Raw genomic sequence first — 7,263 nt, forward strand, 5'->3', positions numbered from 1 at the left:
GCCCCTGCACCAGGAGCGGCTTCAGGCCGTGGGGGCGGCCGCCAGGGCGCCGGTGCGGTAGACCGTCCCCGCGCAGGCGTCGGGGAGCGCGGCGTCGGCGGCCTTGGGCTCCCCGACGTCCGGGGTGTGGCTCAGCACCACGCCGGACGGCGGCTGCGTCGGCGAGGAGGCGTCCTGGACCTGCGGCTTCTCCGCGGCGACCGCGGGGGGCGCGGCGGAGGCGGAGCCGGAGTCGCTCGCGGGCGTCGGGGTGGTGATCCCGGGCTTGGCGCAGCCGCTCGGGCCGCCGTCGGGAGCGGGCACGAAGGCGAACCGGATCTCGTACGCCTGACCGGGCTGGAGGATGACCTGGCTGGGCTCGGTGGCCGGGTCGGGCAGTCCGGTCGCGGCGTCGCCGGCCGTGTGGTTCACGACGGTGATGCGGGAGTTCTCGCTGCCGCCCGCGGAGTGGGCCGCGACCACGCCCTCGCCGGCCACCGTGCAAACGCTGCCGGAGACGTTGACGACGCGGAAGCTGCCGTAGACGCGGCCGTTCTTGTCGGGGGCGCCGACGGCGCCGGAGCCCTTGCCGAGCTGGTTGCGGTCGCAGGTGGGCGAGGTGGCGGCGAGGGTGGGCCGGAGATCGGGGCCGGCGGCGGTCGCGGAGCCCGTGGGGCCGGTGGTGCTGCCGTCCTTCCGCTGCGCCTCGTCCTCCTCCTTCCGGTGCCCGTCGCGCCGGCCGGCGTCGGGGCTCGTGGAGGGGTTCAACGGACCCGGGGCCGGCAGGCCTCTGCCGTGCTCGCCCTCGGTCCCGCCGCCGTGCGGGCGCTGATGACTGCTGGCGGCGTTGGCCTGGTGGTCGTCGGTGGTGTCGGCCGTGGTGGCGGCGTGGATGAGGGCCGGCAGGGCGGTGGCCCCGAGGACGACCGCGGCCACCGCGCCCGCGACGGCCTGCCGGCGGCGCGTCCGCCGGGCGGGCACGGCACGCTGCAGGTGCTCGAGTGCGCCGTCGGCCGGTTCGATGTCCTCGACGGCGCCGTGCAGGAGCCGCCGGAGCGTCTGTTCGTCGATCTCCCGGGGACCTTCGCCGGGGTCCCGGCGCTCGTGGTCGGGGAAGTGCCGGTTCATACGGGAGCCTCCATGGCGACACGGAGGGCCGCTATACCGCGCGAGCCGTACGCCTTGACCGAGCCGAGCGAGAGACCGAGGGTCTCCGCCACCTGGGCCTCGGTCATATCGGCGAAGTAGCGCAGGACGAGCACCTCGCGCTGACGGCGCTGCAGTCCACGCATGGCTTTGATCAATTGGTCGCGCTCCAGCTGTTCGTACGCCCCCTCTTCGGCACTGGCCATGTCGGGCATCGGCTTGGACAGCAGCTTCAGTCCGAGGATGCGGCGGCGCAGGGCGGAACGGGAAAGGTTCACGACAGTCTGCCGCAAATACGCCAGGGTCTTCTCCGGGTCCCGGACCCGGTTGCGCGCGGAGTGCACGCGGATGAAGGCCTCCTGCACCACGTCCTCGCAGGAGGCGGTGTCGTCGAGGAGCAGGGCCGCGAGGCCGAGCAGCGACCGGTAGTGCGCCCGGTAGGTCTCGGTGAGGTGATCGACTGTGGTGCCCGCTGCCATCGCCTCGTCAGCGTCCCCACGCTGCGGGGGCACCTGGGGCGGGAGCTGGGCGGGACGGGGGGCGGACCAGGGGGCGATCACCGGTATACCGCCCGCCGAGCCGGCACGCGGACGCACGGAGGAGCTGCTGCGCCTCGGGGCGGTTGCGATGCTGATGACCTCTGCCACGCCTGTTGGACACGCTTCCCCCCGTCAGGGTTGTACGCGCAAGGCATCGCGGTCGACGACGCACCGTATGACGAGGCGTCATATGCCCTCATGCGTACCAGCTCTTCCTCAATGCCCCGGTTTTGTACCGCCAAAGAGGACGGCAACAAAGACGCTCCCCGGTCCTGCGGCGGTTGCAGTCGGTCGGGGAGCGCATCGTCGAACACATTGTCTGCCCAGTTCAAGAGGTCTGGACCAACGAGTTGATCACACGACCTTTACACTTCCCGTCGATATTACGGAGCGGTCAGCTCGGCCGCCACGAGTTCCGCGATCTGCGCGGCATTGAGCGCCGCCCCCTTGCGCAGATTGTCCCCGCAGAGGAAGAGGTCGAGGACCCGGGAGTCGTCCGGGGGACACCGCAGCCGGCCCGCCCACACGGGGTCGGTGCCCACCACGTCGGCGGGCGTCGGGAACTCCCCCTCCGCCGGGCTGTCGCAGACCACCACGCCGGGGGCGTTCGCCAGGATCTCGTGCGCCCGCTCGGCCGTCACCTCGTTCTCGAAGCGCGCATGCACGCTCAGCGAGTGACCGGTGATCACCGGCACGCGCACACAGGTCACGGAGACGGGCAGGTCCGGGCGGCCGAGGATCTTGCGCGACTCCTCCCGCACCGCGGTCTCCGCGGAGGACCAGCCGCCCTCCGCCGGCGACCCGGCCCACGGCACCACGTTCAGCGCCACCGGCGCCGGGAAGGGCCCCGTCGCATCCCCGACCGTGCGCCGCACGTCGCCGGGATGCGTGCCCAGCTCCGTACCGGCCACGGCAGCGAGCTGCGCGCGGAGCGCCGCCACGCCGGCCTGCCCGGCCGCCGACACGGCCTCGTACGAGGAGACGACCAGCTCGCTCAGCCCCAGCTCCGCGTGGAGCGCGCCCATCGCGGCGATCAGCGGCAGCGTGGTGCAGCCCGGCCCGGCGACGATGCCGCGGGGACGCACCCGGACCGCGTGCGCATTGATCTCGGGCACCACCAGCGGGACGTCCGGGTCCATCCGGAACGCGCCGGACGTGTCCACCACGACCGCGCCCTTGGCGACGGCGACCGGCACCCACTGCGCCGCGACCTCGTCCGGCACCAGGAACACGGCGACGTCGGCGCCCTCGAAGGCCTCCTCGTCCAGCGCGCGGACCTCGCTCTCCGCGCCCCGCACGGACAGCGTCCGGCCGGCCGGACCGGCAGCCGGACCGGCGGCCGGGGAGATCAGCCGGATCTCGCCCCAGATGTCCGCGCCGCGCGAGAGCAGTTCGAGCATGACCGCGCCGACGGCACCGGTCGCACCGACCACCGCGAGCGTCGGCCTGTGCCCGCGCCCGGCGCCGGTGCCGACGGTGGCACCGGCCTCCGGGCGGGCGGCCGTCATCGGCCGGTGCCTCCGTAGACGACGGCCTCGTCGTTCTCGCTGTCCAGGCCGAACGCGGAGTGGACGGCGCACACGGCGTCGTTCACGTCGTCGGCGCGGGTGACGACCGAGATCCGGATCTCGGAGGTCGAGATCAGCTCGATGTTCACCCCGGCATTCGACAGCGCCTCGAAGAAGGTCGCGGTGACCCCCGGGTTCGTCTTCATGCCCGCGCCGACCAGCGAGATCTTCGCGATCTGGTCGTCGTAGCGCAGCGAGTCGAAGCCGACCTTCGCCTTCGTCCGCTCCAGCGCCTCGATCGCCTTGCGGCCCTCGGTCTTGGGCAGGGTGAAGGAGATGTCGGTCAGGCCCGTGGACGCGGCGGAGACGTTCTGCACCACCATGTCGATGTTGATCTCGGCGTCCGCGATGGCACGGAAGATCGTCGCGGCCTCGCCCGGCTTGTCCGGGACGCCGACGACCGTGACCTTCGCCTCGGAGGTGTCGTGTGCGACGCCCGAGATGATCGCCTGCTCCATCGGCTGGTCCCCTTGCGGCTCGTTGCTGACCCAGGTGCCCTTGAGGCCCGAGAAGGACGAGCGCACATGGATCGGGATGTTGTAACGGCGTGCGTACTCGACGCAGCGGTGCAGCAGCACCTTGGAACCGGAGCTGGCCAGCTCCAGCATGTCCTCGAAGGAGATCCAGTCGATCTTGCGGGCCTTCTTCACGACCCGCGGGTCGGCGGTGAACACCCCGTCGACGTCCGTGTAGATCTCGCAGACCTCGGCGTTCAGCGCGGCCGCGAGGGCCACGGCCGTGGTGTCGGAACCGCCCCTGCCCAGCGTGGTGATGTCCTTGCTGGCCTGGGAGACGCCCTGGAAGCCCGCCACGATCGCGATGTTGCCCGCGTCGACGGACTGCTGGATCCGGCCCGGCGTGACATCGATGATGCGCGCCTTGTTGTGGACCGAGTCGGTGATGACCCCGGCCTGGCTGCCCGTGAACGACTGCGCCTCGTGACCCAGGTTTTTGATCGCCATCGCCAGCAGCGCCATGGAGATCCGCTCTCCGGCGGTCAGCAGCATGTCGAATTCCCGCCCGGCAGGCATCGGCGACACCTGCGCAGCGAGATCGATCAACTCGTCCGTCGTGTCGCCCATCGCGGAAACCACGACGACCACCTGGTGGCCGTTCTTCTTGGCTTCGACGATTCGCTTGGCGACCCGCTTGATGCCCTCGGCATCGGCAACGGAGGAGCCTCCGTACTTCTGCACGACAAGGCCCACGTGCGCTCCTCGCAGCTCTGTGTTTTGCGGTCGCCTGCAGTCTAACGAGCAGCAGGAATCGGCCATGGTGACGCCGCATGATGAGACGCGCGGCCCGCGCGGGCCCGGACGATTTGCGGCCGGGACGCGCCCTGTGAGGCAGGCCTTCGCCGAGGCCTCCACCGACGCACCGTCAGGCGCTCCGTCAGGACTTCGCCGGCCGCAGCCCCAGCGGGCCGCCGATCTCCGCCGCCATGACGCGGCCCGCCTCCTCGGCCAGTTGCTCCTCGGCCACCGCGTCCGTGTCCAGCCCGTCCAGCTCGTCCAGCGGCTGGTCCAGCCGGACGTGCGCCACCAGGGACTGCAGCGCGCGCAGACAAGCCGACGCCGTGGGGCCCCAGTTGGAGAGGTAGGAGAACTGCCACCACCACAGGGCCTCGTTCACGCGGCCGTCGCGGTAGTGGGCCATGCCGTGCCGCAGGTCGGTGATGATGTCGGCGAGGTCGTCCGAGATCCGGCTGGCGACGGGGGCGGTGCGCGGCACGTACGGGTCGAAGACCTCGGAGTACACGTCCACCGGGTCCAGCATGGCCGCGAACCGCTCGCGCAGCTCGTCGACGTCCGGCTCCGGACCGACGTCCGGCTCGTAGCGCTCGTCCGGGACGAAATCCTCGTGCGCACCGAGCCGGCCGCCGGTGAGCAGGAGCTGGGAGATCTCCAGGAGCAGGAAGGGGACGGCGCTGTCCGGCTCGTCACCGCGCGAGACCTCGGCGACGGCCACGATAAAGCTCTCGATCGAGTCCGCCACGGAGACCGCGAAGTCGTCCGGGGCGCGCTTGGCATCGTGCAGCGTTGCGTCAGACATCGAGAAGTCTTCTCCCTTCGAAGGCACGCCCCAGCGTGACCTCGTCGGCGTATTCGAGATCTCCGCCCACCGGCAGTCCGCTCGCCAGCCTGGTGACCTTCAGCCCCATGGGCTTCACCATGCGCGCGAGGTAGGTGGCTGTGGCCTCGCCCTCGAGATTGGGGTCGGTGGCCAGGATCAGCTCGGTGACCGAGCCGTCCGCGAGCCGCGCCAGCAGCTCGCGGATGCGCAGGTCGTCCGGGCCCACGCCCTCGATGGGGCTGATCGCCCCGCCGAGCACGTGGTAGCGGCCCCGGAACTCCCGGGTCCGCTCGATCGCGACGACGTCCTTGGGCTCCTCCACGACGCAGATGACGGCGGGGTCGCGGCGCGGGTCCTGGCAGACCCGGCACCGCTCCTCCTGCGCCACGTTGCCGCAGACCGCGCAGAACCGGACCTTCGCCTTGACCTCGGTCAGGGCGTGCGCGAGCCGACGGACGTCGGCCGGCTCGGCCTGGAGGATGTGGAAAGCGATCCGCTGGGCGCTCTTGGGACCGACGCCGGGCAGCCTGCCCAGCTCGTCGATGAGGTCCTGGACCACGCCTTCATACACGGATCGGGCTCTCCTTCTGCGCTTTTGCTTCTATAAGTACGTTACGTCCGGGGTGCCGGACGCTTCCCGTCGGAACGGTCCGGAAGGCCCGGGAAGGCACCCGGAACGCCCCGGAACGCCTCAGAACGGGAGGCCGGGAATCCCGCTGCCGCCGCCGAGGCCCTGCGCGAGCGGGCCGAGCTTCTGCTGCTGGAGCTTCTGCGCGCTCTCGTTGGCGTCGCGCACGGCGGCCACGACGAGGTCCGCGAGGGTCTCGGCGGTCTCCTCAGGGCTCGCTGCCTCCGGGTCCACCGCCTTCGGGTCGATGACCAGGGCCTGGAGCTCGCCGGCCCCGGTGACCGTGGCCTTCACCAGGCCGCCGCCCGCCGACCCCTCGACGGGGGTCTGCGCCAGCTCCTCCTGAGCCGCGGCGAGGTCCTGCTGCATCTTCTGGGCCTGCTGGAGCAGCTGCTGCATATTGGGCTGGCCACCACCGGGGAACATGGTTCGGCTCCTGGCTGTCGACGACGACTGGTTCGGAGCCGAGCCTACGTGTTCGCCGGGCGGCGCGCCCCATGCCGCCGGAAGTCGTGTGCGGGGAGGGCACGGACCCGGCCGCGCTACTCGTTGGCGATCTCCTCGATGACCGTCGCGCCCAGCTCGCGGACGATCAGATCGTGGCCGCTCAGGGCGGTGTCGTCGAGGTCCGGGTCGTCCTCGGCGGGCATGTCCTCCTCGATCGGCACCGGCGGGGGCTCGGGGGCCGCGAACGGGGCGGACGGTGCCCGGCGGGCCTCCGGCGCGGGGGCGCCGGGGGCCGGTGCCGGGCCGGGTGCGGGGGCCGACGCGGCCGCGGGCCGGGGGGCGGCGGGGGCGGGGGCCGGGGGCTGGGGGCGCGTTGCGACGGGGGCACCGCCGAAGCCGCCCGAGCCGGAGCTTCCGTAACCGGCGCTTCCCTGGCCGCCGAAGCCGCCGCCGGACGCACCGCCTGCACCACCGGCCCCGCCGGACGGATCGACGACCAGCTCGACCTTCCACTGCACGCCCAGCGCGTCGCCGAGCGCCTGGCGCAGCACGTCCTCGCTGCCGCTGTTGGCGAAGCTGTCGCGGGCTCCGGCGTTCGAGAAGCCGACCTGGAGCGTGCTGCCGTCGAAGCCGGTGACCTGGGCGTTCTGGCTGAGCAGGATCCAGGTGAAGCGGCGGCGGTTCTTGACCGCGTCCAGGATCTGCGGCCACATCTGCCGCACCTGGGCCGGGTCGCCCGAGGCAGCAGGGGAGCCGGGGGCCGCGGGGGCGGGCGGGGCCTGCGGGGGCGTGGCTGCGGACGGCCAGGAGCCGGTGGCCTGCGCGGGTGCGGCGGGCGCGGAGCCGGGAGCCGCCGCGGTGGGCCAGGCACCGGTGGCCTGCG

7 protein-coding genes and 1 pseudogene are annotated in these 7,263 nt (G+C 72.4%); all 8 read right to left on the minus strand.

Translation table 11 applies throughout. The features are described 5' to 3' along the window. Positions 1-21: 21 nt before the first annotated feature. Entirely contained in the window at positions 22-1,107 is a 1,086-nt protein-coding gene (locus HG542_RS25270; RefSeq protein WP_171085248.1) for a hypothetical protein, read from the minus strand. Continuing rightward, on the minus strand, positions 1,104-1,772 hold the full coding sequence (locus HG542_RS25275; protein ID WP_373313145.1) for a SigE family RNA polymerase sigma factor: 669 nt from the start codon (positions 1,770-1,772) through the stop codon (positions 1,104-1,106). The genes HG542_RS25270 and HG542_RS25275 overlap by 4 nt, the downstream gene beginning before the upstream one ends. Positions 1,773-2,047: 275 nt before the next feature. Beyond that, positions 2,048-3,172: an aspartate-semialdehyde dehydrogenase gene (locus HG542_RS25280; protein WP_171085252.1), complete on the minus strand. Its 1,125-nt coding sequence runs from the start codon at positions 3,170-3,172 to the stop codon at positions 2,048-2,050. Next, on the minus strand, positions 3,169-4,440 hold the full coding sequence (locus tag HG542_RS25285; protein WP_171085254.1) for an aspartate kinase: 1,272 nt from the start codon (positions 4,438-4,440) through the stop codon (positions 3,169-3,171). Before HG542_RS25285 ends, HG542_RS25280 begins: the two co-directional genes overlap by 4 nt. Before the next feature lie 184 nt (positions 4,441-4,624). Next, complete coding sequence (locus HG542_RS25290; protein ID WP_171085256.1) at positions 4,625-5,284, minus strand: DUF5063 domain-containing protein; 660 nt, start codon at positions 5,282-5,284, stop codon at positions 4,625-4,627. Beyond that, positions 5,277-5,876 carry a recombination mediator RecR gene (gene recR, locus HG542_RS25295; protein WP_171085258.1) on the minus strand — a complete coding sequence of 200 codons (600 nt, stop codon included), beginning with the start codon at positions 5,874-5,876 and terminating at the stop codon, positions 5,277-5,279. The genes HG542_RS25290 and recR overlap by 8 nt, the downstream gene beginning before the upstream one ends. Positions 5,877-5,996: 120 nt before the next feature. Further along, positions 5,997-6,359: a YbaB/EbfC family nucleoid-associated protein gene (locus tag HG542_RS25300; protein WP_171085260.1), complete on the minus strand. Its 363-nt coding sequence runs from the start codon at positions 6,357-6,359 to the stop codon at positions 5,997-5,999. A 116-nt stretch (positions 6,360-6,475) separates the two neighbouring features. After that, positions 6,476-7,263: pseudogene (locus HG542_RS25305) on the minus strand (DNA polymerase III subunit gamma and tau); the annotation flags it as partial.

The organism is Streptomyces morookaense (assembly GCF_013030945.1).
Classification (GTDB): Bacteria; Actinomycetota; Actinomycetes; order Streptomycetales; family Streptomycetaceae; genus Streptomyces; species Streptomyces morookaensis.

What these genes read in the sequence shown, in the direction of transcription:
- HG542_RS25270 (WP_171085248.1), bottom strand. Translation starts at nt 1,107, where the DNA reads ATGAACCGGCACTTCCCCGACCACGAGCGCCGGGACCCCGGCGAAGGT.
- HG542_RS25280 (WP_171085252.1), bottom strand. Translation starts at nt 3,172, where the DNA reads ATGACGGCCGCCCGCCCGGAGGCCGGTGCCACCGTCGGCACCGGCGCC.
- HG542_RS25290 (WP_171085256.1), bottom strand. Translation starts at nt 5,284, where the DNA reads ATGTCTGACGCAACGCTGCACGATGCCAAGCGCGCCCCGGACGACTTC.
- HG542_RS25300 (WP_171085260.1), bottom strand. Translation starts at nt 6,359, where the DNA reads ATGTTCCCCGGTGGTGGCCAGCCCAATATGCAGCAGCTGCTCCAGCAG.